Source organism: Microcystis sp. M53603_WE2 (assembly GCF_030065435.1).
The window spans coordinates 1-1252 of the sequence record NZ_JASJFF010000572.1; the positions used below are offsets into that span (position 1 = coordinate 1).

2 protein-coding genes are annotated in these 1252 nt (G+C 40.7%); both read right to left on the reverse strand.

Going from position 1 to position 1252, the window contains the following annotated elements:
* Nucleotides 1-315: 315 nt before the first annotated feature.
* Entirely contained in the window at nt 316-783 is a 468-nt protein-coding gene (bcp, locus tag PX481_RS12050) for a thioredoxin-dependent thiol peroxidase (RefSeq protein WP_288027121.1), read from the reverse strand.
* Nucleotides 784-785: 2 nt separating this feature from the next.
* Nucleotides 786-1252, reverse strand: a 467-nt coding sequence (locus PX481_RS12055) for a M56 family metallopeptidase (protein WP_288094639.1), incomplete at its 5' end; no start/stop codon positions are given.

Consider the following 1252-nt stretch of genomic DNA (forward strand, 5'->3'; position numbering starts at 1 on the left):
TAAATCCTTATCTGGTAAGAGACTTAATTGATTAGTTTGCTCTAGAGCAAAAACAATTGACAAAAATCGCTAAATGCCTTTCTATGTAAGGGTTCCATCCCTTATAACCCCCGTCCATTGCATAACACAAACCGAAGAGCCTCACTGATCACTGATTACTGTTTACTAATCACAGCAAAAAGTGTTCATGTTAGTGAGCTTGTCGAACTACTGATCTCACGACGAAGTCTGACGGCTTAGATGTGTAATTAATTTTGCTTAGGTACTTAAAAGAGCGCGATCAGTACCCAGAAAAAATCGACTACTAGGGGCTTCCTACTGCAATTCCTCAAGTTTTTTCAAAACCGCTTCTGCATGGGCTTTTACCTTGACATTTGACCAAATATAGGCAATATTTCCCCGGGGGTCGATCAGGAAAGTGGAGCGTCTAATCCCCATATATTCCTTGCCCATAAATTTTTTTAATCCCCAGACTTGATAAATTTCCGCCTGTTGATGTTCGGGATCGCTCAATAATTGAATAGTTAAATTGTGTTTTTCAATAAAACGACAGTGGGACTTTTCTGAATCGGGACTAACTCCCAGAATTACCGCATTTAATTGCTGAAATTGCGGCGACAAAGCGGTAAAATCGATCGCTTCTGTGCTGCAGCCCGGAGTGTTATCTTTGGGATAAAAATATAAGACCAACCATTGACCGGCAAAATCTGCTAATTTACTAATTTCCCCCCTTTGGTTGGGGGTGGCAAATTCGGGGGCTTTTTGTCCAACTTCTAGGGTCATTTTTAGGAGTGTAAAGGCAAGAGTAAGAAAGGAGCGAGGGAGAGGGAAAGCAATAGCCAGACTTGATAGTTAAATCTGGGAAGTTCGGGGTTTTCTGACTCGACTAAAGCATCGATTCTCTCTAATAAACGATTATTTAAAGAATGATCATTGAGAGCGACACAGCAACTATCGGAGAAACTTATTTCCGCTACTTGATTAACTTTTTCTGCCACTAAAAGCAGCGATTCAGCTAATAGTAAATAATCCACTTGTCCAGAAGCATACTTATCGGCGCGCAATTCCCGCAAGAAGACCAATTCTGACCATAAATTCTCGCTATTGGGCAGCCAAGAAGACATCGATCGCAACCAACCTAACCAGAAAAACCAGAAAGTGTCATGATATTCTTGGTGAGCTTGTTCGTGGGCTAAAACTGCTTGTAAATGTTCTTGATCTAAGAGATTTAATAATCCTTGGGTTACAATTA